A 22412-nucleotide genomic window follows, 5' to 3' on the forward strand; every position below is an offset into this window, starting at 1 on the left:
CTCCAGTACGGCATCCTTGGTGGCCTCGAGCACCGCGTCGAGCCGGCACAGGACGGTGAATGGCAGGATGACGTCGCGGTATTTGCCGCGGACATAGACATCGCGCAGACGGTCACCGGCGATGTTCCAAATGAAATCAGCGATCCACTTGAGTTGGCTTTGGTCCACGGGGTTCCTTTCTTGGTATTCAATAAAGCGCGGGGTTCATCCCGATTGACCGCTGGGCCGGCGGCGGGCGCCGATGTGCCAATAAATTCGCACCTACCACGGCCTGAACTGCGCGCAGCAGCGCGGCGCGGTGTCGTGACGCTCGCGGCAGGCGTTGCGTGCGAGTGGACCGCAGTCGACGGTAGCGATTCGGGGGCGGGGTGTCCAGATGCTCCGGCGCGTCCTGGCTCACGGGGTATGCGATGGGTTGGATCTGGATACGCAGGGGCGTGCATCGGGCCGGCACTGCTCGACAGAGGCTGGCCGGGCGCACCTTTGATGGTTTGTCAGGCCGTCGCAGGCCGCCGGGTCGCCGCCGGGGGTAGCCGCAGGTTGACCGCCAGTCCGCCCAAGGCGGCGCGGCTGAAGGTGAGGTCGCTGCCGTAGGCGTCGCAGATGTCCTGGACGATGGCGAGCCCTAGGCCGTAGCCCTGTTTGCGCTCGTCCAGGCGCAGGCCCCGCTGCCCCAGGTCCTTGAGATCGTCTTCGGGTACCCCGGGGCCGTCGTCTTCGATCTGCACCAACACCCGCTCCCCGACCGTGACGCGGACGCTGACCCGTTCGGCCGCCCAGTTGGAGGCGTTTTCCAGGCAGTTGCCCAAGAGCTCGGTCAGGTCCTCCGGGAGGATGGGCACCGGCAGCGGGGAGGGGCAGTCCAGGTCCCAGTCAAGCCGGGCACCGTTGGGCGTGCGGTCCAGGGCGTGGACCACTCGGTTCAGGGTCACCGCGAGGTCCGCGCGCGCCTGCGCCGGTCCCCAGCTCGTACCGGAGGAGCGATCGGCCGCGTCCCCGAGTGAGCGCACCCGCGCCCGGATCAACTCACGGTCGACCCGGCGGCGCATGGTCTGCGCCAGGGAGTCGATGTCATCGGCCAGTTCGCGCTGCCCCAGACCGCGCAGGCGCTCGGCGTCCGCGGCCAGGACCACCAGTGGGGTCTTCAGTCCGTGGGCCAGATCGGCGGTCCAGGCGCGCGCCCGTTCGATGGCCCGCTCTTGGGCGTCGAGCAGGATGTTGACCTCCTCGGTCAGGGGTAACACCTCGTCCGGGTAAGTGCTCGGCAGACGTCGGGTGTCCCCGTCGCGGATCGCCCGCACCCCCAGACGCACCGCATCCAGGGGGGCCAGCCCGATGCGCACCTGGACCCAGGCGGCGAGCACCAGGAAGGCACCCAGCAAGGCCAGATAGGGGAGCATGTCGGCGGCGAAGCGGCGGCCGGCGTGAACGATCTCCTGTCGATCCAGGCCCACCGAGACCCGCAGCCGACGGTCCTCGGCGCCGACCCGATAGACGACCCGGCGCTCCAGGACCATGAGCGACTGCCCCGCGGGCCCCGCCAGCACCAGCTTGCGCAAGACACCATCCGGGAAGTCGTCTGCGGGCAGCTCCAGCACCGCGTCCCAGAGTGAACGGGAGCGCAGCAAGGTGGGCCGCACCTTGTCCTCGATCTGCCAATAGAAGCCGCTCAAGGGGGTCCGGAAGCGCGGATCGGCCAGCGGCAGATCGAAGCGGATGCGCCCCTCGGGGGCCGCGTCGAGGTGGCCCAGGATCTGGCCCAGGGTCTCGTCGAGTTCGGCCTCGACCCGGCGCTCTACATGGTGCTCGAAGAGTGCCGTGAGCCCGACCCAGGCCGCCAGCAGGGCCAGGCCGATCGACAATGCCGCGGCCAGGAGCAATCGGAAGCGCAGCGACCGACGGGTCATGCCGGGTCGTCGATCAAATACCCGAAGCCGCGGCGGGTCTCGATCAGGTCGGAGCCTAGCTTGCGGCGCAGCCGCCCGATCAGAACCTCCACGCCGTTGGTGTCCCGCTCAATCCCGTCAGCGTACAGCTGATCGGCCAAATCGCCCTGGGAGACCACGGTCCCCTTATGATGCAGCAGTACGCTCAGCAGCCGGTATTCCTGGGGCGAGAGGTGGATCTGGACCCCGTCCAGGGTGACCCGCACCTGGCGGGTGTCCAGGGCCAGCGCACCGGCGCGCAGCACCGGTGAGGCCTGGCCTCCGGCGCGCCGCAGGAGCGCGCGCAAACGGGCCAGCACCTCTTCCACCCGGAAGGGTTTGGGCAGATAGTCATCGGCGCCGGCGTCGATTCCCTCCACCCGCTCGCTCCACTCACCGCGGGCGGTGAGGATCAGCACCGGCAGGTCGCGCCCGGCCGCGCGCCAACGCTTGAGTACCGCCAGCCCGTCCATGCCCTTGAGCCCCAGGTCCAGGATCACCGCCGCGTAAGACTCCGTGTCGCCGCGAAACCAGGCGTCCTTACCGTCGCCCGTGTGGTCCACCAGATAGCCCGCACCCTCCAGTGCGCGCACCAGGGTGTCCAGGGTACGGGGGTCGTCTTCCACCACCAGGATACGCATCAGTCGTCGTCCTCCGCCTTGTCCAGGATTGCACCGTGGCGGGCATCCAGATGCACCTTGATGAGCCGGCCCTTGGCGTTCAGGATCTTCAATTCGTAGACGAAGACCCCGTCTTTCGATTCCAGCTCAGCGTCGACGACCCGGCCGGGAAACCGCGTGGTGGCGAGCTTGAATATCTCTTCCAGGGTCAGCGCCTGGCCGCTCGCCCGCGCGCGCCGGGCGCGGTCGTAGCTTTGGTCGCCATCCTCCCAACCGAAGTCCCCAGGGCTATGATCACCACGGGCAAGGCCAGGCACAACCCCCAAGGCGAGCGTCAGCGCCAAGAGCGGCAGCGCTGGGACCGCGAAAATGGTTGGCGTCTGCATGACCGGACATTCTAAGCTAATGTATCCTGACAATCTGCTGACAATACCGGTCAGGTGCAGTTCATGGGGGGCTGTCTAGCCTATGTGGGCCAACCCTCCGGCCGCCCCGTGGTCCCGTCCCACCGGGAGGCGACGGCACGACTGGCCAGGCAGCGACATTCACCGCCATACGAGATCCACCCAAGCCATGAGCAACCCCAATGCCAGCACCACGGCCCCTGGGTCGAATCCGCCCGCCGAGCGGGTCCGTGTCTGGGACCCCTTCGTGCGTCTGTTCCACTGGGGGCTCGCCGGCGCCGTGCTGATCGCCTTTCTGACTGAGGATGAGCTGCTCGAACTGCATACCTGGGCCGGCTATACCGCGCTTGCACTCATCGGCGTACGGTTGGTCTGGGGACTGATCGGCCCCCGCCACGCCCGGTGGGCGGAGTTCGTCCGCGGCCCTCGCGCCACGCTGGCCTATATGGGTGAGATCGTTCGCGGCCACCCGGCCCGCTACCTGGGCCACAATCCGGCCGGCGCGGCCATGGCCGTGGCCCTGATTGCCGGCTTTGCACTCACCGCCATCACCGGCGTGATGGTGTTGGGCGCCAGCGAGTTCGCCGGACCCTTCGCGTCCGCGCTGGCGGGGATATCCGCCGCGACGGCCCATGACCTCAAAGAGGCCCACGAATTCATCGCGTGGGCGACCCTGGCCCTAGTTCCATTGCACCTGCTGGGGGTGGCGCTCGCCAGCCGGCAACACCACGAGAATCTGGTGCGTGGCATGATCGATGGTTATAAAATCAAAGAGGTATGAATAGCACTATGAACCACAATAGCACCAAGACCCGGATGATGGCGGCTGCGCTGTCCATCGGTATCGCCAGCCTCGCGGGCGCCGCTGTGGCCGCCACGGGCGATGACCTGCTCGCCACCTACAAGGGGCAGGGCGGCGGGACCTTCACCGCGGCCGCCGGGCAGAGTTTCTGGACCGCCAAGCACCAGACCGAGGGTGAGTCGCGCAGCTGTACCACTTGCCACGGCACGGACCTGAAGCAATCCGGCAAGCACGCCAAGACCGGCAAGGTCATCGACCCCATGGCGGTCTCGGCCAATTCCAAGGTGCTTACGGACCCGGCCAAGGTCGAGAAATGGTTCGGCCGCAACTGCAAGTGGACCCTGGGACGTGAATGCACGGCCCAGGAGAAGGGCGACGTCGTCAAGTACCTGCAGTCGCTCTGATCACATACCGAGTATCCCGATGAAAAAATTACACATCGCTGCCCTGAGCGTGGCCCTGATCGCCTTCGGGTCGAGCACAGTGGCCTGGAGCGAAGACGATGACGACGATGAGCGCGGGCGCAAAGGCAAGACCGAACATTCCGAGCGTGGGGGCCGCGGTGGCCTGGGCGCGGTAACCAACGAGCGCTACCGCACCGAGTGCGGCGGTTGTCATTTCGCCTATCTGCCCGGGCTCTTGCCGGCCGCCTCCTGGGGTCAGGTCATGGACACCCTGGACAAGCACTTCGGCGACGACGCCACCCTGGAGCCGGCAGTCAAAGACGAGTTGCTGGCCTACCTCCAGACCAACGCGGCCGATCGTGGTGCCAAGGGCAAGACCCGCTTCACGGCCCCGCCCGCGGGTAAGGAGCCGCCGCGCATCACCCAGACCGCCTATTTCACGCGCAAGCACGACGAGGTTCCGGCGCGCCAGGTCAAGGACAACCCCAAGGTGGGCAGCTTCAGCAACTGCCAGGCCTGCCACCCAAAGGCGGATAAGGGTAGCTTTGAAGAGGACGACGTGGTCATTCCCGGGTTCGGGGCCTTCAAGGACTGAAGGAGTCTGACGCGGGGGGGGAGACCTGGGGGGGCGCCGGACCGGGACAGGTCCGGGGTGAAACGGCTACCATGCCGCCCAGTCTCTCCCTCCCATCCAAGTAGTCAGGCACCAGCATGAGTAAGATCCATTTTGTCGGCGGCGAGAAGGGCGGGGTCGGCAAGTCCGTCCTGGCCCGCCTGCTGGCCCAGTACCACATCGACCACCAACTGCCTTTTGCCGCCTTCGACACCGACCGTTCCCACGGCGCGCTGTTGCGCTTCTACGCCGACTACAGCCGGCTCATCGTGCTCGATGAATTCGAGAGCGCCGACCAGCTGATGGAGGCTGCGCTGGAGGCAGACCAGGACATCCTGGTGGACCTGGCCGCCCAGACCTCGCTCCCGCTGCACCGGTGGATCGAACAGAACGATCTGCTGCAGCTGGCTACCGAAGAGTCCATTCCAGTCGTTTTCTGGCATGTGATGGACGACGGCGCCGACGGGATCGCTCTGCTGGCCGCCCTGTGCGACCGTTACGAGGGCAACGCCGCCTATGTCGCGGTCAAGAATTATGGCCGCGGTAGGGATTTTTCCGCCTTCGACTCATCCCCGATCAGCGCCCGCGCCCAAGGACTCGGGGCCAGGACATTGGACCTGCCTGAACTGCATGCCGCCACTATGCGCAAGATCGACCACCAGGGTGCCAGCCTGTGGGCCGGTGCCAACAACAAGGATTCCGGCCTGGGCCTCATGGACCGCCAGCGGGTCAAGGTGTGGCTGCGCCGGGTCTACCAGCAATTCGCCGCCCTCGGCCCGGATCTCTTCACCCGCCACCCGCGCGCCGATCGCTGAGGCGGCAGGCGCGCTCAGTCGGGCGCGAGCAGCTGTGCCTGGTAGCCGGCCTCACCGACCGCGGCAATCAGGTCGGCCGGCGCGGCCGCGCCCTCGATCCGCGCCGTCCCCGTATCCAGGTCTACCACGGCGGCGGTGACACCAGGGAGCGCCTCCAGGGCCTGTTTGACCGCCCGGACGCAATGTTGGCAATTCATTCCGGTGACTTTGAGTTCGATCGTCATTGCTCTTTTTTCGCGGTGGGGTGGGCCGCCGCCGGATGCGCCGGGGCGGGATGTGCTGATGCAGAATGCGGCGCGGCAGGACGTGCCGGCGCCGGATTGACCGGGACCGGGATGGCCTCGGTGCCGTTTTTCTTGAGGGTGGCGCGGGTCGCCTCCATCGCCTTCTTGCCGTTCAAATGCCCGGTGATGACCCGGTGCCAGACCTGGCCGTCCTTGCGGGTGATCGTCTGCACCCGGGTGGTGACGCCGAGCATGGCGAGCTTGGCCTTGATGGAGTCGGCCTGCGCGGCGGTCGTGAAGGAGCCCACCTGGAGGATATAGGTGCCCCCGTCCGCCTTCGCCTTGGCGTCCGCCTTGGCCTTGGCCGCCGCCTCGGCGGTGCCCGGTTTGGGCGGCTCAGCAGCCGCGGGCCCCGGGGTCGGTGGCTCAGGCGCGACCGGGGTCGGCGGGGGCGGTTCGGGCCGGGGCGCCGGGGGCGGCGGCGGCTTGCCGTTGTCCTTGCTGTCCACCACGGTCTCGCGCAGGATCTTCTCGAACTGGAAGCTCGGCTGCTGGGGCGCGGGCCGCTCGGTTTTGGGCAGCGGGGCCGCCGTGGTCGGTACGGCTCCGGGATGGGTCATCCAATAGAGTGCGACACCGAAGCTGCCAAGAATGACCCCGAACAGGAACCACCAGACACAGGAGCGCGGTCGACCCCGCCGGGGGGCGGGCTTTGGGGGGGGGCTGCGCCGCGGACCCAGGGCCATCTACATCGCCTCCGGGGCACTGACGCCCAGTAGCGCGAGCGCGTTGCGCAAGACCTGCCGCACGGCCAGGATCAGTTTCATGCGGGCGTCGCGCAGGGCCGCATCGTCCACCAGGAACTGGTGGGCGTTGTAATAGGTGTGCAACTCGTTGGCCAGTTCACGCAGGTAAGTGGCGAGTTGGTGCGGCTCGTGGTTGCCGGCCGCCACCGCGATCACCTCCGGATAGCGGGCCAGGGTGCGCAGCAGCGCCTGCTCATGGGGTTCCGTCAGCCGCTCCAGGTTGTTGGTGCCGGGGCTCGGCTCGACCACCAGCCCCTTCTCTGCCGCCTGGCGCAGCACACTGCACACCCGCGCATGGGCGTATTGGCAGTAATAGACCGGGTTGTCCGCGGACTGGCTCTTGGCGAGATCCAGGTCGAAGTCCATGTGCTGCTCACAGCGGCGCATGACATAGAAGAAGCGGGCGGCATCGCGACCCACCTCCCGGCGCAGTTCACGCAACGTCACAAACTCACCCGAGCGGGTGGACATCTGGGCGCGCTCTCCGCCTCGATAGAGGATGGCGAACTGCACCAGCAGGACATCCAGGCGGTCGGTGTCGTCACCCAGGGCCTTGAGCGCTGCCTTGACCCGCGGGACATAGCCGTGATGGTCCGCGCCCCAGATATCGATGACCCGCTCGAAGCCGCGCTCCAGTTTGTCCATGTGGTAGGCGATGTCGGAGGCGAAGTATGTACACTGGCCGTTCTCGCGTATCAGCACCCGATCCTTCTCGTCGCCGAAGGTCGTCGCCCGGAACCACTGGGCCCCGCCCTGCTCGAAGACGTGGCCGGCCTCACGCAGCCGCTCGATCGCCCGATTGACTGCACCACGTTCCGCGAGCGAGCGCTCCGAGAACCACTCCTGATACTCGACCCCGAATTCGGCCAGATCCGCCCGGATGTCGTCCAGGATGGTGTTGAGCGCGAGCTCAAAGCAGTAGCGGTAGCGGTTGTCCCCCAGCAGGCGCTTGGCGGCACTGATGACCGCGTCGATATGGGCCTCCTTGTCGCCACCTTCGAGCCCCTCGACCTCATCCGGCGGGGCCCCGGCAAAGACCACGGTCCCCTCCACCCGATAGGCGTCCGCGTGCTCCCGGTGCAGGGTGGCGGCGATGTCCCAGACATAGTCGCCCTTGTAGCCGTTGCTCGGGAAGTCGATCGCCTCGCCGCACAGCTCCAGATAGCGCAGCCACACCGAAGCGGCCAGGATGTCCATCTGCCGGCCGGCGTCGTTGACGTAATACTCGCGGTGGACCTCGTAGCCGATCGCGGTGAGCAGGTCCGCCACCGCCGCCCCATAGGCCGCACCACGCCCGTGGCCTACATGCAGTGGGCCGGTGGGGTTGGCGGAGACGAATTCCACCTGGATGCGCTGACCTGCCCCCTGCCGGGAGCGGCCGTAGTCGTGTCCGGTGGTGAGGATGTCCGGTACCACGGCACGGTAGGCATCCGCGGCGAGGAAGAAATTGATGAAACCGGGGCCGGCGATCTCCACCCGGGCGATCAGCGGCGAGGCCGGCAGGGCGGCCACGAGCCGCTCGGCCAGGTCCCGCGGGCGGGCGCGGGCCGGCTTGGCCAGCAACAGGGCCAGGTTGGTGGCGAAGTCACCGTGGGTCTGATCCTTGGTCCGCTCGACCTGGGGTTCCGGGAGCGTGATCGCGTCCCAGGTGCCGTCGGCGGTAAGGTGCGCCAAGCCGGCGCGCAGGAGTTCCGTAATCTGTTGCTTCATGAGTCTTTCGGGTGAACGCAGGCAGGGGCCGCGGCGGGTCGAAGGCCGCCGCACGGCAAGCACAAAGGATACCCGAATCCGGCCCCCGGATCATGCTCCGGGGGTGGGCTTCGGTCGGGTGCGCTCAACACTTCAGCCGAAGCGCATCTTGGCAACGCCTGGTCGCTCGGCGTCGCCCAGCCGAAACCGGCCCCGGCCTGCGATGGGCGGTCTGCCTATGGCTGCAAGAGGTTCTTCGCCACCTTGGCCGCGACGCGCAACGGTGCGAACCGCGTCGAGAACGCCATCCACCGGTTGAGCCTGCCCGTGACGCGACAGGTCGCTCCCCGTTGGAGAGCCTGATAACCTTCTTCAGCGACTATCAGCGACTTCATTGGCTTGCGCCACCGGGTCAGCTTGGCGTCCGCCGCCCGCGCCGTCGCGAGGAACGGGGTGTCAACAGGTCCGGGGCACAGGCAGGTCACGGTGACACCGGTCGCGGAAAGCTCCTCCTGAAGGGCCGCGGAAAAGGACAGGACGTATGCCTTAGTCGCGAAGTAGACGGCCATCAGCGGCCCTGGTTGAAAGGCGGCGGTCGAGCCGATGTTGAGGATACCCCCGCTTCCCCGCCGCACCATCGCGGGGGCCAGGAGCCGCGTGAGTTCCGTGAGGGCCAACACGTTGAGATGGATCATCTCGCTCTGCTTCTCGGCGTCGAGCTCGACGAAGGGTCCGAGGAGCCCAACCCCCGCATTGTTGACCAGCACCTCCACCTCGATCTGTTCCTCCTCGAGTGCCCGGACCAGCGCTTTTGCGGCACCGCTCAGGGACAGGTCGCAAGGAAACACGCGCACCAGCGCCGAGTGCTCGCGCCGCAACTCCTGCGCCAAGGCGTCCAGGCGATCCCGTGACCGCGCGGTGATGAGCAGTGAATAGCCTTCCCGCGCGAACACCCGGGCAAAATCGCTCCCGATGCCGCTAGAGGCCCCCGTCACCAGCACCCATCGGTTTGTCGACATCGTCGTTTCCATCCTATGCTCTCGATCAACAAAACAACCCTGGGCGAACTCAGTAGCGGAAGAACATGATGCCAGCCTGCACGCCGGCGGCAGGACAATAGAAGGCGACGCGATTACCGCGCCTCAGCCGGCCCTCCTGCTTGGCATACCACATACCGAGCGGCAGACTGGCAGTGGCGACGTTGCCATGCTCAGGCCAAACCGAGCGGTAGGTATCCAGCGGGATGTGCGCACCGATTCGGCGCAAGATGGCAAACGCGGTGTTGCATACGACATTTCCCACCTCATGGAGGAAGATGTTCTCGTACTGGTGCTCCCGCCATGTCGGGTCCGCAAAGAGGCGTGCGCACAGCGCCTCGCCCGCGGCGCGGCCCTGCCGGAACAGGCGCGTCGAGTGGGAATACAATCGATAATGCTCACCCACGCGATGGCTCAAACCCATGTTGCAGGTCGAATAGGAGTCATCCACGAAGGAATAGAAGAATTGCCAGTGCCGGGGATCATCGACGAAATCCGGTGCGTCCGTGGCCTGCACGATCAGGGCGCCGCCGGCATCCCCAATGGTCAGTGAGCCGAACTTCCATGTGAGTTCGTCCAGTGATTTGCAGCGATAGTCCGCCCACTCGAAGATGCGCTCGCCGGCCGTGACGAGAATCGTTCGATACTTTCCAGTACTAATGAGCGCCCCAGCCACCTCGAGGCCCTTCATGATGCCGGTGCACGCGTCCCCCAGGTCGAACAGACTGGCATTGGTCGCCGCGAGTTCGTGTCGCAGCACATGGGCGGTTGCCGGCTCGACGAACGCCTTCGCCATGCCGGCAAAGATGATGAGGTCCAATTCTTCGGGATGAATGGCGGCGTCTTCCAATGCCCGTGCCGCGGCCATCCGCGCCAGATCGGTGCACCACTCATCGGGCGCGGACCAATGCCGTTCGCGACAGCCCGAGTTCAAGAGCTTGCGCCGGGCGGTATTGACGAGCGCTTCGCAATCCTCGGGTGACAGATACGGCGCACTCTGGTCACGGAGATAACCGAGTACTTCGTCATTGGTGGCCACACGACTTGGGACATAGGCCCCGATGCCCGCTATTCTCGGGACGACGCGTTTTGCTTCGGGCCTCATGTTGCTCCCCCCGATAGTCCATTGCTCTTTACCGCGTGGGCAACGCATAGGCCGTGCCACCACGAAACCGTCACGGACCCGATGCGCATCAGGTGCGCAACGATTCGCTACCGACTGACTAGTCGCCATGCCGGTCAAGCATTCTACAGAAACTCTATCAGGCTGACCACAGGTTGAATGGGCATCCAAGCGCCCTGCCGGGGTGGTTCTCGCGAACGGCGAAATACAAGCCGCCCGGCGGCTCCCGTGCGGGACCGCTGCCGGACCGCTGGCACGCTATTCGAGCGCAGCGGGCTTGGCGGCTAGCAGGAAAGCGCGGATGGCGGCGGTCACCCCGGCTCCGGTCTTGCGGCTCCAGATGGCAACCGGGTGCGACACGGTCACGGCGAGCCTGCCGTTGATGGTGCTGGAGAGGATGGTGAACGACTGCTCGAACCCCGCCACGAAGAGGTGCCGCGCCTGCCACGTGTTCGCCGGATCGTTGATCGCGAAGTCGACCACGCCCACGTTCGACACGAACACCGAGCACTCCAGCGGGTATGGCCAGCGGAGCACATCGTTGCGTTCGATCCACTGTCGGGCCCAGGTCCAGTTCGCCATGTGCGCCTCGAGCCAGAGGTCCTCCCTGAACCTGGCTTGCCAGGTGGTTGCGATCTCCCATGCCGTGGCCCTGAGGGACACGTCGAGTTCGGTGAAGAACCCGATGATGCCGTTTGCCATGGACAAGCGCATGTCTTCATTCTCCGCACCCAGGCGACTGCGGAGGTTGATCGGGATGACCGGAACATAAGGGATGGTCTCAGAACTCCCGGCGTCGCGGATGGCTCGCCCGAAGGCACCGACCAGGGCCGCGGTGGGGCCGACCGCGTGAGCCTTGCAGGCCGCGAGGAATGCCAGTGTTTGGGATGAGTCGAGCGTGATCGTGTGGATGCCCCGGCCGACCAACCATGCGATGAACGGTGCTGGCAGGAAGCGCGCGACGACCGCGAGCGGGGGTAGGAGGCGAGACAGCCGCGAGGCGGGCGGCGCCAGCACCGGCGTCGAAGATGCGCAGGAGGTGAACCGAGGGGGAGGCAACGGCGTGTCACCCATGCGCTGGGCCCAAAGCGTGAAAGACATTTCATAGTCCGACGGCGGAACCATGAGTGGCGTCGCCACGGTGCCAGGCACCGCGGGGGCATCTGTCGAGAGGGTCGACAGGAGGCGTTTCAGCCACATATGGAAGCCATCGCCATCGAAAAACAGGTGGTGGGTCCCGAATAGCAGGCAGTCGTGGCCCTCAGCCCCTGCCGGACACCGCAGTAAGGTGCAATGGATTCTCACGCAGTTGTCCGCCACGGTGTAGCGAATGCCAAGGCACTGCTCCATGGCTGCAATGAACGGCTTGCCACTGGTGTCCTCGCGACAGGTGAACAACGCACGCGTCGGCGGCATTTCGGCACCCGGACACCATCGGGCAAGGGTCGGGTGCTCGGGACAGGGCCGAATGGCGGCGTATAGCAGTGGGTGAGTCGGAGCCACGCAAGCGAGCGTGCGCCGCAGGCGATCGAGCCCAAGGCGCGGACCGTCGAGTGGTATGACCACGGCGAGCGCACCACCACCCAGCCGCATCGCCAGGTGATAAAACATCTCGAGTGGTGAAAATTCGCGTGTATTCATCCCCATCCTGACAGCCCCCTCGCGGCCCGTGGCGCAAGTCGCGGTGGTCGGACTAAAGCATTTCCTGGGGGTCCACGTCCAGCGACCAGCGCAGCCCCCGGTTGCGCGGGATCGTCCACAGCTTGCTAGCCCAAGAGGCAAGAAAGCGCTGCAGCCCGAGGCGCTCCGGTCCCTCCACCAGGAGTTGGGCGCGGTAGCGCCCGGCGCGTCGCTCCATCGTTGCTGGGACCGGGCTCGACACCGCGACCCCGGTCTCACCCAGGTCACCCAGGAGGCGCAGGGCCAGGGTGCGCCCCTGCCGCAGAAAGTCCATGGGCACCTCGACGTCCGGGGCGTCGGCGCGCAGCAGGACGAGGTGGCCGAAGGGCGGCAACTGTGCGGACTCCCGCTCCGTCAGGGCCACTTCGGCAAAGCCCGGATAGCCGCCCAGGATCAGCGATTTGAGTAGCGGGTGCTCGGGATGGCGGGTCTGCAACACCACGCGCCCGGGGCGATCCGCCCGCCCGGCGCGGCCGGCGACCTGGACGATGAGCTGCGCCGTGCGCTCCGGGGCGCGGAAGTCCGAGGCATAGAGTGTATGGTCAAGATCAAGGATGCCGACCAGGGTCACCCCGGGGAAGTCGTGCCCCTTGGCGAGCATCTGGGTGCCGAGCAGGATCTGGATCTCGCCGCTGCGACTGGCCGCGAGCAGGCGATCCAGTTCGCCCTTGCGCCGCGTACTGTCGCGATCGACCCGCGCCAGGCGCACGCCCGGGAAGACCGCCTGCAGTTCCTCCTCCAGCCGCTCGGTCCCCAGGCCCAGGCCGCGCAGGTCGAGCCCCTGGCAGTCCGGGCATTTGGACGGGGTGGTCAGGAACCAGCCGCAGTGGTGGCACCAGAGTCGGCGCAGCTTCAGATGCAGGGTCAGGCGCGCATCGCAATGGGGGCAGGCACCGACCCAACCGCAGTCGTGACAGGTCAGGACCGGGGCATAGCCACGGCGGTTGAGGAACAGCAGCACCTGATTGCCGGCACCGGTCTGGGCCTCGACTTGCGCCCGCAACAGGGGGGACAGGCCGGCGCTCAGCGTCTGGCCGCGGATGTCCAGGAGCGCGATGGCCGGCGCCTGGGCACCGCCGGCGCGTTGGCTCAGGTGCAGGCGGCGGTAGCGCCCCAGCCGCGCGTTATACAGGGTCTCCAGCGACGGGGTGGCGGAGCCCAGGACCACCGGGCAGCCGGCCTGTTGGGCGCGGCGCACCGCCAGATCGCGGGCCGAATAGCGGAAGCCCTCCTGCTGCTTGAGCGAGGCGTCATGCTCCTCGTCCACCACGATCAGCCCCAGGCGCGGCAGCGGCACGAAGCAGGCCGAGCGGGTGCCGAGCACCAGGGTCGCGCACCCGGCGGCGGCACTGTGCCAGGCACGCTCCCGCTCGGCCTCGGGCAGGGCCGAGTGCAGTACCGCGTGGGGTCCGGGCAGTCGGTGCGCCAGGCGGTCGCGCAATTGGGGGGTGAGGCCGATCTCCGGCACCAGGACCAGGGCCTGCCGGCCGGCGGCGATCACTTCGGCGATCAGGCGGATATAGACCTCGGTCTTGCCGCTGCCGGTGACCCCGTCCAGTACGAAGGGGGCGAAACCGCCCAGGGCCGCGCTGACCGCGGCCACGGCCCGGGTCTGCTCCGGGTTGAGCACCGGCCCTGCCGGGTCGGCGACGGGCGCGTCTGGGATCGCGGCTGGCGGCGCGGGCCCGGCCGCCACCCGGCAGGGCTCGATCAGGCCCAGGTCGCGCAGGGCCTTGAGCGGCCCGACGCAGGACCCGAGCCGGGCCTTCAGCGTCGGCATCGCCAGCCCCTGCGGCGCCGCGCGCAGGCACTCCATGACACGGCGCTGCGCCGGGGCGCGGCCCAGTGCAGCCACATCCAAGTTCAGTCCGGCGGCGGTCGGACGCAAGCCTGGGGAACCCGGGTCCAGCCGGGCATCCGCCCGGCGCAGGCGCACCGGCAGGGCGCCGAACAGTGCCTCACCCAGCGGTGAGCGGTAATAGTCCGCCGCCCAACGGATCAGGGCCAGGTCCACGGGGCCGAGTAGCGCCGTCGCGTCGAGTACCGCGGTGACTGATTTCAGGCGGTCCCCGTTCTGCTCGGAATGTCCGGCGGTCTCGACCAGCATGCCGACCCGCTGCCCGCGCCCGAAGGGCACCAACAGACGCATCCCGGGGACTAGGGACGTGGGGGCGGACTCGGCCGGCGGCAGATAGTCGAAGAGCCCGGGCAGGGGCCCGGCCACCGCGACACGCAGGATCAAGGGGCTCACCGGCAGCAAGGTGGCTCCCACGGCGGCGTCGCCCCCGCGCCGATTGCTGGCCGGATATGCAACCGACTGTCGGCCATGGCGAAACGGATCCTGTTCACAGTTGCTGTGGATAACTCTGTGGGTAAAGCTTGGGACCTGGTCGCCAGGTAGCGCCGTTGTTACGGTCGTGTTTCATCGGCTACGAAATAACCAGCTCTGCAAGTTGCTGTTTTTCAGCTACTTGGATTTTAGACCAACCGCGGTGCGCGGATTTAGACGAGGCGCCTGCCCGCCCGACTCGCCGCCACCAGACTGTGCACAGGTTGGCGCCGACGCCGCCTTGGGTGACGGCCGCAGCCGGTCAGAGCCAGCCAATCAGGCGCGCCGCCAGTGCGCGACGGGCGTTGCGGTGCCCTTGCATCGCCGCACTCGATGTGTATCATGACTGGAAATTGCGAGCCTGATCCCGCTATGTTGCCACTGAACCAACAGGTGCTGCGAACGGATTTGGCGGGTATGCCGCTCGAGTGGGTGGACTACCGCACCGCCGCCCGCCTCTACTTCCTTGATCAGGTCGCCTACGCCTGTGGCGATGACCTGTTTTGTCTGCGCGGCGGCATCAATGCCTCGACCCGGCGCCGCAGCCAACTGCGCATCCAGTCCATCATCGCCACCGTCGGTCTGCACCAGGCCCAGAACCAGCTTCAGGACAACTATGCGCCGCCGCTGTCCAACCAGGCGCTGTTCCAGCGCGACGGCCACCTCTGTCTGTATTGCGGCAGCCGTTTCGCGAGTCGCCAACTCTCCCGCGACCATGTGCGACCCTCCAGCCAGGGCGGGCGTGACCACTGGAACAACGTGGTCACCGCCTGCGTGCGCTGCAACAACTTCAAGGCTGGCCGCACCCCGGAGGCCGCCGGGATGGAGCTGCTGGCGGTGCCCTTCACCCCGACCCATGCCGAGTATGTCTATCTGATGGGTCGCGGCGTACTGGCCGACCAGATGAAATTTCTGCGTGCACACTTTCCGCGCAGCAGCCCGCTGCGCGGACGCACCGGCAGCTGAACCACGACCTCTTTCTCGTGACACCGCTGCGGAGATTTTGAAAGTATTCGCCGTGTGTCCGCATGAGGCGCGCCACCGCGCCCCTGGAGACGAATACAGGGTGCCGGTGCCGGCTCGCCGTGGCGGTGCAGCTCTTGATCGCCGGGGCAGCGATAGACATCGCGCTCCGGCAAGTACGCGAAATGCGCTCCGCTCAAGCGCCCTTTCGCGGTCAACCGCCGCTCGTCGTCGGGGACCGGAAGGCAGACGGTGATACCGGCCTGCGCACACTCGGCCAGCAGCCCCTCGCTGAAGTAGCCGGCATCGGCCATGGCGAGCAGTTCGCCGGCCGCCAAGACCGCTTGCGCGGCGATGGCTTGGGCGGCCAACTGTTCGGTGTCGTTGCCTGCATTGGTGACCTTATGGTGGGGGATAAGCCGGTGCTTGCCATTCACCATTGCTGGACGTTGTAGCCGATCAGCCGCTGACCGGCCTTGGTCAAGGCGCGGGCATCGCCATCGGTGCGCGAAAGCTGGGTCTCGCCGCGCTCCTCCAACTGCTGGAGCTGGGCACGCTTGCGCTCGTGGCGCGCCTGCAGCCGCGCGATTTTGGCGGCCATGTCCGGGGTGTTACTCAGATCGTCGCCGAGTCCCTGCTCCGCCGCATCCTGGGCATCCAGTCCTTGTTTGAGTAGGTCCGCCGGGGCGAACGCCGGCTGGCCGCAGCGCAGCGCCCCGCCCGCGTTGCTGAGCCCAAGCAGTGCCAGGTCCAAGGTGTCAACAGAGGCGTAACCAATTAGATCGCGGCCCCACTCCAAGCTGGGCCGCGCAGGTTTTGACGTTTCGTTGGCATCGGATCAGCGGTCAGCCGCCAGTGCCGCTCAGGGCGTAGGGCACCAAGGGGGCCAACATGATGCCAATCGCGAGCCACATGGCATGGTTGCTCCGGGTACTGAGCTCTTTGTCACTCATGATGTTCACCTTGCTTTAGATGGGTCGTTTACCGTTACCGTTTAGCACCGTTGAAAGTCTGTTGTACCGGGGGGCGATCCAACGAGGCCTTCTCTGTGCCGACGGTTGCGAAGATACAGAGCAGGCCGTCGAACCTCCAATGGGTATGTCCGACTACTGCGATAGGTTTTTGCCTACCATCGGCGTCTGCGGGAAAAACGAGGCTCCGAGGTCGGAGCTACCCTTTCCAGAATCAAGGCTGGCGCGGCGCGCCGGATGGCCAGTCAGTCGCGGACTGGTATGGTCGGCACGCGAGCGCGTTCGCTCAACCCAGCGCGGCGGCCATGGCGCGCCGCCAGGCGGCGAGCAGGCGCTCGATGGTCGCATCCACCCCGGCATTGATCGTCTGGCGGGTGGGGTCGGCCAGCAGCCAGTCCACGGATTCGCGCACCCCGACGTGCAGCGGGGTCGTGGTGCGGAAACCGGGGACGAGTCGCTTGAGTTTGGAGCAGTCGAACAGGGCGCTGTAGGTCTTGTCGCCCAGCAGTCGTTCGCCCATCCCGGGGTCGACCGCGGCGATGAAGTCCGACGGGATGTGCACGATGCGCGGCTCGACCCCGAGTGCGGCGGCGACGGTGCGGTGGATGGCGTCCCAGGTCAGCGCCTCCTCGCCCATGATCTGGACAGCCTCGCCGAGCGCACCGGGATGGCCAAGCAGCCCGACCAGTCCGGCGGCGAAGTCGCGGGCGTGGGTCAGCGTCCAGAGCGCCTGCCCGTCGCCGTGCACGATGAGCTCTTGGCCGGCCAGCATCCGTGCAGCGATGGTGAAGTCCGATGAGCCGAAGGCCAGCGGCAGCCAGCCCCGCCCGTAGGTGTGGGAGGGCCGCACGATGGTGTAAGGCAGGGAGCGTTCGCGCCCAACCGCCACGAGCAAACGTTCGCAGGCGATCTTGTCCCGGGAATAGGCCCAGAACGGATTGGCCAGCGGCGTCCCCTCGGTGACGACCTGATGGACCGGCGGCTTGCGATAGGCCGAGGCGGTGCTGACGAAGACATACTGGTCGGTGCGCCCGCCCAGCAGATCCAGGCTTCCGGCCAACTGTTCGGGGTTGTAGGAGATGAAGTCCACCACCGCGCCGAAGCGGCGATCGCCCACGGCGGCGCGCACCGAGGCGCCGTCGCGGATGTCGGCCTTGAGCGTTACCGCACCGGGGGCGGACTCGGCGGGCTTGAGCCCGCGATTGAGCGTGAAGACCGTTAGCCCCGCCGCGAGTGCTGCCTGTGCGCAGGCGTAAGAGAGGTTGCCGGTACCGCCGATGATCAGACATTGCATGACAAGCTCCCGTGAGTCTCCAAAGGTAGCGCAGTCGCCTCGTCTCGTTGCGCGCTCAGGTCTCGGCCGCCGTGGTCAGGCCCCGGGTGGCACGCCGCGCCAGCCGATCGAACGCAAGATAGATGACCGGGGTGGTGAAGAGCGTCAGCACCTGGCTCAGCAGCAGGCCGCCGACCATGGCGATGCCCAAGGGCCGGCGCAACTCGGCCCCCATCCCGGTGGCAAACATCAGCGGCAGGGCGCTTAGCAGTGCGGCAAAGGTGGTCATCAGGATCGGGCGCAGGCGCAGCAGGCAGGCCTGGTAGATCGCCTCGCGCGCCGTCTTGCCCTCGCGCCGTTCGGCGTCCAGCGCGAAGTCGATCATCATGATCGCATTCTTCTTGACGATGCCGATCAGCAGCACGATGCCGATGATGGCCACCACGCCCAGGTCCTGGCCCGCGAGCATCAGCGCCAGCAAGGCCCCGACGCCCGCCGAGGGCAGGGTGGAGAGGATGGTGATCGGGTGGATGTAGCTCTCATAGAGCACGCCCAGCACGATATACATGGTCGCGACCGCCGCCAGCAGTAGGAACACCTGGTTGCCCAGCGAGGCGCGAAACGCCAGCGCCGCGCCCTGAAAGCTGGTCTGCACGGCTACCGGCATCCCGAGTTCGTCGCGCGCCGCCTCGATGGCCGCCACCGCGTTGCCGAGTGAGGCACCGGGCGCCAGGTTGAATGAGATGGTGGCCGCGGGGAACTGGCTCAGGTGATTGATCACCAAGGGCCCGGGCCGCTCGCTGAAACGGGCGACGACCGCCAGTGGTATCTGGCCGCCAGTGCTCGATGACGCGTAGATCTGCTTGAGCGCCTCCGGCCCACTCTGGAACCGCGGCTCCACCCCCAGGACCACCCGGTACTGGTTGGACTGGGTAAAGATGGTGGACACCAGCCGCTGGCCGAAGGCGTCGTAGAGCGCGTTGTCGATGGCCGCCACCGTCACGCCCAGCCGCCCCGCCGCCTCGCGGTCGATGTCGATAGTGGCGCGCAGGCCCTCACTTTGCAGGTCGCTCGTCACATCGGTGAGATCCGGCAGCCGACTCAGCCGCTCCACCAGCCGACCAACCCACAGCCCCAGTTCGGCCGCATCCGCGTCCTGGACCGAGAGTTGATACTGGGTGCGGCTCACCCGGCTCTCGATCGTGAGATCCTGCACCGGCTGCATATAGAGCGTCATGCCGGTGACCTCGGCCAGCCGCGGCTGGAGCCGGCGGATGACCTCGGATGCGCTGGGGCGCTGCTCGCGCGGCTTCAGATCGATGAGCAGCCGGCCGCTGTTGAGCGTCGTATTGGTGCCGTCGACACCGATGAAGGAGGACACGCTCGCGACCGCCGGGTCCTGGAGCACCACCCGGGCCAGTGCCTGCTGGCGCTCCGCCATCGCCGGGAATGAGATCGACTGCGACGCCTCCGAGATGCCCTGGATCAGACCGGTGTCCTGGACCGGGAAGAACCCCTTCGGAATGACGATATAGAGCACCACCGTCAGTACCAGGGTCGCGACCGCCACCACCAGGGTGGCTCCCTGGTGCTCCAGCACCCAACCGAGCATCCGGGCATAGCCGCGGAGCACGGCAGCGAAGAACCGGCCGCTGGCGTGCTCGACGGCGGCCTGATCGGCATCAGGGTCGGGAGCGGCCGCCGGCCGCTGCCGCAGCCACTTGGCGCAGAGCATCGGGGTCAGCGTCAGCGAGACGACGGCCGAGATCAGGATCGCGACCGCCAGCGTAATCGCAAACTCCCGGAACAGCCGGCCCACCACCTCGCTCATGAAGAGCAGCGGGATCAGTACCGCGATCAGCGACAGGGTCAGCGAGATGATGGTAAAGCCTATCTGCGCGGCGCCCTTGAGCGCGGCGGTGAGCGGCGGCTCGCCCCGCTCGATATAGCGAGAGATGTTCTCGATCATCACGATGGCGTCGTCCACCACAAAGCCGGTGGCGATGGTCAGCGCCATCAGGGTCAGATTGTTGATGCTGAAGCCCGTGAGATACATGACGCCGAAGGTGCCGACCAGCGATAGCGGCACGGCCACGCTGGGGATGAGGGTCGCGGCGACGCTGCGCAGGAAGAGGAAAATCACCATCACCACCAGGGCCACCGCGAGCAGCAGCTCGAACTGCACGTCCCGCACCGAGGCGCGGATGGTCAGGGTCCGGTCGGTCAGCGCCCGCACCGCCACCGTCGCCGGCAGGGTCGAGCGCAGGTCGGGGAGCAGGGCCTTGATGCGGTCGACCACCTCGATCACGTTGGCGCCGGGCTGGCGGCGGATGTTGACGATCACCGCGGAGGCCTCATCCGCCCAGGCCGCCAGACGCTGGTTCTCCGCGGCCTCCTCCACCGTGGCCAGGGTGGAGAGGCGCACCGGCGCCCCGTTCTTGTAGGCGACGATCAGCCCCCGATACTCGGCGGCCGAGCCGATCTGGTCATTGGCGTCGATGGTGGAGGCGCGGGTGGGTCCGTCGAAACCGCCCTTGGGCTGGTTCACGTTGGCATTGGCCAGTGCCGTGCGCAGGTCCTCCAGCCCGAGCCCGTAGGACGCGAGCACACCGGGGTTCACCCGCACCCGCACCGCCGGGCGCTGGCCGCCGCTCAGGCTGACCTGGCCGACTCCGGGGAGTTGGGAGATCTTCTGCGCCAGCCGGGTCTCGGCCAGGTCCTCGACCTGGTACAGGGGCATCGTGTCCGAGGTCAGGGCCAGGGTCAGGATCGGCGTATCCGCCGGATTGACCTTGCTGTAGATCGGCGGGCTTGGCAGGTCGGTGGGTAGCAGGGTGCCGGCGGCGTTGATCCCCGCCTGCACCTCCTGCTCGGCCACGTCCAGGCTCAAGTCCAGGACGAACTGGAGGGTGATGACCGAGGCCCCGCCGGAACTGGTGGACGACATCTGGTTCAGGCCCGGCATCTGCCCGAACTGCCGCTCCAGGGGGGCGGTGACGGACGAGGTCATCACGTCGGGGCTGGCGCCGGGGTAGAGCGTGACCACCTGGATGGTCGGATAATCGACCTCGGGCAGGGCGGAGAGCGGCAGCAGGTGATAGGCCAAGAGCCCAGTGAGAAAGATGGCGACCATCAGCAGCGAGGTCGCGACCGGCCGCAGGATAAAGGGGCGGGAGGGGTTCATCGGTCGAGTTCGCGCGCCTGACTCAAGGTGGGGATCGGCGGTGGCGGCGCTCCGGGGCGGTGCCCTGTCCGGGGGGCGCGTCGGCCGCCTGGCCGGAGGCGGGACCCTTGGCCTGGCCCGCGGTGGCGCCGCCGCGGCTGCCCAGGTCCACCTTGGCGCCGTCGCGCAGCTTGTCCGTGCCGTCCACCACCACCAGCTCGCCGGGCTTGAGCCCGTCCGTCACCGCGGCGACCTCACCCTCGGTGGGGCCGAGCTTCACGGGTCGGACACTGACCGTTTGGTCCGCCCCGACCACATAGGCATAGGTCCCCTGCACGCCGCGCTGGATCGCCGCGGTCGGGACCAGGGTCGCGTCATGCAGTGAATCGATCAGCAGCCGGACGTTGACGAACTGGTTGGGGAACAGCGCCCCGTCCTCGTTGGCAAACTCCGCCTTGAGCCGGATGGTGCCGGTGGTGGGGTCGATCTGGTTGTCCAGGGTCACCAAGGCACCGGAGGCGAGCTTGGTCGTCTGGTTGCGGTCATAGACGTCCACCGGTATCCGCTCACCGGAGCGGACCTGCCGCAGGATGGCGGTCAGGTTGTCCTCGGGCAGGGTGAAGACCACCAGGATGGGCTGCATCTGGTTGATGACCACCAGCCCGGCCACGTCGGTGGCATGTATGACGTTGCCCGGGTCGACCTGACGCAGGCCCAGCCGGCCGCTGAAGGGTGCGGTAATCCGGGAATAGGTGAGCTGAAGTTTGGCCACTTCGATCTGGGCCTGGTCGGACTTCACGGCCCCCTCGTACTGCCCGACCAGCGATTTCTGGGTGTCCCATTGCTGCTTGGAGCCGGAGTCCTGCTGGTACAGGGTGCGGTAGCGCTCCAGGTCCACCCGCGCATTCTCCAGCAGCGCCTGGTCACGGGCCAGCGCGCCCTGTGCCTGGAGCAGTTGTACCTGCGAGGGGCGTGGATCGATCTCGGCCAGCAGGTCGCCCTCCTTGACCATTTGCCCCTCCTGGAAGGTAACCCGCATCAGCTGGCCGTCGACCCGGGTGCGGATCGTCACCGTATTGCGCGGCGTGACCGTGCCGGTGCCGCTCAAATGGACCTGCAGGTCGCCGGTACTTACCGGCTGCGCGACCACCGGCACCGGCCGGCCCTTGCCGCCACCCGGCCCGCCCTGGCTGTTCGTCACCTCGGCGCTGCGGGGCCAATACAGCCAAGCACCCACCGCCGCTGCGCCAGCCAGGCTCAGCGCCAACAGTGGCAGGTAGCGGCGCCGCGGGGCGGCCTTAGGGTCCGAACTCATGGATTATTAATGCCTGCTGCTGGATGCCTCTGTCCATCCATGCCGCGCGCGCGACTGGATGGGCAAGGCTGAGCGGATATTATGCGGCGGCGGGTCCGGGGAAATGTGGAAACATGACGGCAATCGCCGCGCGCCGGTGCTTGGTGGCACCGGCGCGCGGCGATCAGTCAACGGCCTTGGCCGTTCCCCACCCCGCCCTCCCCCAATAGGGGAGGGAGAATTGGAGCGCGCTCCCGGCGCGACTTTCACGGTAAGC

General features: G+C 67.3%; 21 protein-coding genes. 6 read left to right on the plus strand and 15 right to left on the minus strand.

All coding sequences use genetic code 11. From position 1 onward, the window contains the following. The 4 genes from QZY44_RS04400 to QZY44_RS04415 all read right to left on the minus strand — a co-directional run. The coding region (locus QZY44_RS04400; protein ID WP_295442824.1) for a type I restriction-modification system subunit M N-terminal domain-containing protein at positions 1-168 on the minus strand (168 nt) is incomplete at its 3' end. 326 nt (positions 169-494) lie between these two features. Further along, positions 495-1907 carry a HAMP domain-containing sensor histidine kinase gene (locus QZY44_RS04405; protein ID WP_295442772.1) on the minus strand — a complete coding sequence of 471 codons (1413 nt, stop codon included), beginning with the start codon at positions 1905-1907 and terminating at the stop codon, positions 495-497. After that, a complete protein-coding gene (locus tag QZY44_RS04410) occupies positions 1904-2566 on the minus strand; it encodes a response regulator transcription factor (protein ID WP_295442775.1) in 663 nt (220 codons plus the stop codon). Before QZY44_RS04410 ends, QZY44_RS04405 begins: the two co-directional genes overlap by 4 nt. After that, positions 2566-2931: a PepSY domain-containing protein gene (locus tag QZY44_RS04415; protein WP_295442777.1), complete on the minus strand. Its 366-nt coding sequence runs from the start codon at positions 2929-2931 to the stop codon at positions 2566-2568. The genes QZY44_RS04410 and QZY44_RS04415 overlap by 1 nt, the downstream gene beginning before the upstream one ends. Before the next feature lie 187 nt (positions 2932-3118). Between QZY44_RS04415 and QZY44_RS04420 the strand changes: the two genes are divergently transcribed. The 4 genes from QZY44_RS04420 to QZY44_RS04435 all read left to right on the plus strand — a co-directional run bounded on the left by QZY44_RS04420 (position 3119) and on the right by QZY44_RS04435 (position 5583). Continuing rightward, positions 3119-3730 carry a cytochrome b/b6 domain-containing protein gene (locus QZY44_RS04420; RefSeq protein ID WP_295442779.1) on the plus strand — a complete coding sequence of 204 codons (612 nt, stop codon included), beginning with the start codon at positions 3119-3121 and terminating at the stop codon, positions 3728-3730. Between the two features lie 8 nt (positions 3731-3738). Further along, positions 3739-4155 carry a DUF1924 domain-containing protein gene (locus QZY44_RS04425; RefSeq protein WP_295442782.1) on the plus strand — a complete coding sequence of 139 codons (417 nt, stop codon included), beginning with the start codon at positions 3739-3741 and terminating at the stop codon, positions 4153-4155. Positions 4156-4174: 19 nt separating this feature from the next. Further along, positions 4175-4750, plus strand: coding sequence for a diheme cytochrome c (locus QZY44_RS04430; RefSeq protein WP_295442785.1), 576 nt, complete (start codon positions 4175-4177; stop codon positions 4748-4750). Between the two features lie 116 nt (positions 4751-4866). Beyond that, a complete protein-coding gene (locus QZY44_RS04435; RefSeq protein ID WP_295442787.1) occupies positions 4867-5583 on the plus strand; it encodes a mobilization protein in 717 nt (238 codons plus the stop codon). A gap of 14 nt (positions 5584-5597) precedes the next feature. Here the strand turns inward: QZY44_RS04435 and QZY44_RS04440 are convergent, their stop codons facing one another. From QZY44_RS04440 to QZY44_RS04470, 7 genes are all read right to left on the minus strand, one after another. After that, the gene (locus QZY44_RS04440; RefSeq protein WP_295442790.1) at positions 5598-5807 is read right to left on the minus strand and encodes a heavy metal-associated domain-containing protein; all 210 of its coding nucleotides are present in this window, start codon (positions 5805-5807) and stop codon (positions 5598-5600) included. Further along, the gene (locus QZY44_RS04445; RefSeq protein WP_295442792.1) at positions 5804-6553 is read right to left on the minus strand and encodes an SPOR domain-containing protein; all 750 of its coding nucleotides are present in this window, start codon (positions 6551-6553) and stop codon (positions 5804-5806) included. Before QZY44_RS04445 ends, QZY44_RS04440 begins: the two co-directional genes overlap by 4 nt. After that, positions 6554-8323: an arginine--tRNA ligase gene (gene argS, locus QZY44_RS04450; protein WP_295442794.1), complete on the minus strand. Its 1770-nt coding sequence runs from the start codon at positions 8321-8323 to the stop codon at positions 6554-6556. Between the two features lie 215 nt (positions 8324-8538). Further along, positions 8539-9321, minus strand: coding sequence for an SDR family oxidoreductase (locus tag QZY44_RS04455; protein WP_295442797.1), 783 nt, complete (start codon positions 9319-9321; stop codon positions 8539-8541). 49 nt (positions 9322-9370) lie between these two features. Then, a complete protein-coding gene (locus QZY44_RS04460; protein ID WP_295442800.1) occupies positions 9371-10444 on the minus strand; it encodes a hypothetical protein in 1074 nt (357 codons plus the stop codon). A 276-nt stretch (positions 10445-10720) separates the two neighbouring features. Then, positions 10721-12073, minus strand: coding sequence for a hypothetical protein (locus QZY44_RS04465; RefSeq protein ID WP_295442803.1), 1353 nt, complete (start codon positions 12071-12073; stop codon positions 10721-10723). 82 nt (positions 12074-12155) lie between these two features. Further along, positions 12156-14414, minus strand: a complete 2259-nt coding sequence (locus tag QZY44_RS04470; protein ID WP_295442806.1) for a primosomal protein N' — start codon at positions 14412-14414, stop codon at positions 12156-12158. 429 nt (positions 14415-14843) lie between these two features. Here QZY44_RS04470 and QZY44_RS04475 point away from each other — a divergent pair, with 429 nt between their 5' ends. Beyond that, positions 14844-15437, plus strand: a complete 594-nt coding sequence (locus tag QZY44_RS04475; RefSeq protein ID WP_295442809.1) for an HNH endonuclease — start codon at positions 14844-14846, stop codon at positions 15435-15437. 62 nt (positions 15438-15499) lie between these two features. Then, positions 15500-15889, plus strand: coding sequence for a hypothetical protein (locus tag QZY44_RS04480; protein WP_295442811.1), 390 nt, complete (start codon positions 15500-15502; stop codon positions 15887-15889). Here the strand turns inward: QZY44_RS04480 and QZY44_RS04485 are convergent. The 4 genes from QZY44_RS04485 to QZY44_RS04500 form a co-directional block, all read right to left on the minus strand. After that, positions 15868-16188 (minus strand): hypothetical protein, encoded by a 321-nt coding sequence (locus QZY44_RS04485; protein ID WP_295442814.1) that lies wholly within the window; start codon positions 16186-16188, stop codon positions 15868-15870. The genes QZY44_RS04480 and QZY44_RS04485 overlap by 22 nt on opposite strands. Before the next feature lie 503 nt (positions 16189-16691). Then, positions 16692-17699 (minus strand): NAD-dependent epimerase/dehydratase family protein, encoded by a 1008-nt coding sequence (locus QZY44_RS04490; protein ID WP_295442817.1) that lies wholly within the window; start codon positions 17697-17699, stop codon positions 16692-16694. A gap of 55 nt (positions 17700-17754) precedes the next feature. Next, a complete protein-coding gene (locus tag QZY44_RS04495) occupies positions 17755-20862 on the minus strand; it encodes an MdtB/MuxB family multidrug efflux RND transporter permease subunit (RefSeq protein ID WP_295442820.1) in 3108 nt (1035 codons plus the stop codon). Between the two features lie 22 nt (positions 20863-20884). Beyond that, a complete protein-coding gene (locus QZY44_RS04500; protein ID WP_295442822.1) occupies positions 20885-22156 on the minus strand; it encodes an MdtA/MuxA family multidrug efflux RND transporter periplasmic adaptor subunit in 1272 nt (423 codons plus the stop codon). Positions 22157-22412: the final 256 nt, after the last annotated feature.

The organism is uncultured Thiodictyon sp., from assembly GCA_903837595.1.
In the GTDB taxonomy this organism is placed as follows: Bacteria; Pseudomonadota; Gammaproteobacteria; order Chromatiales; family Chromatiaceae; genus Thiodictyon.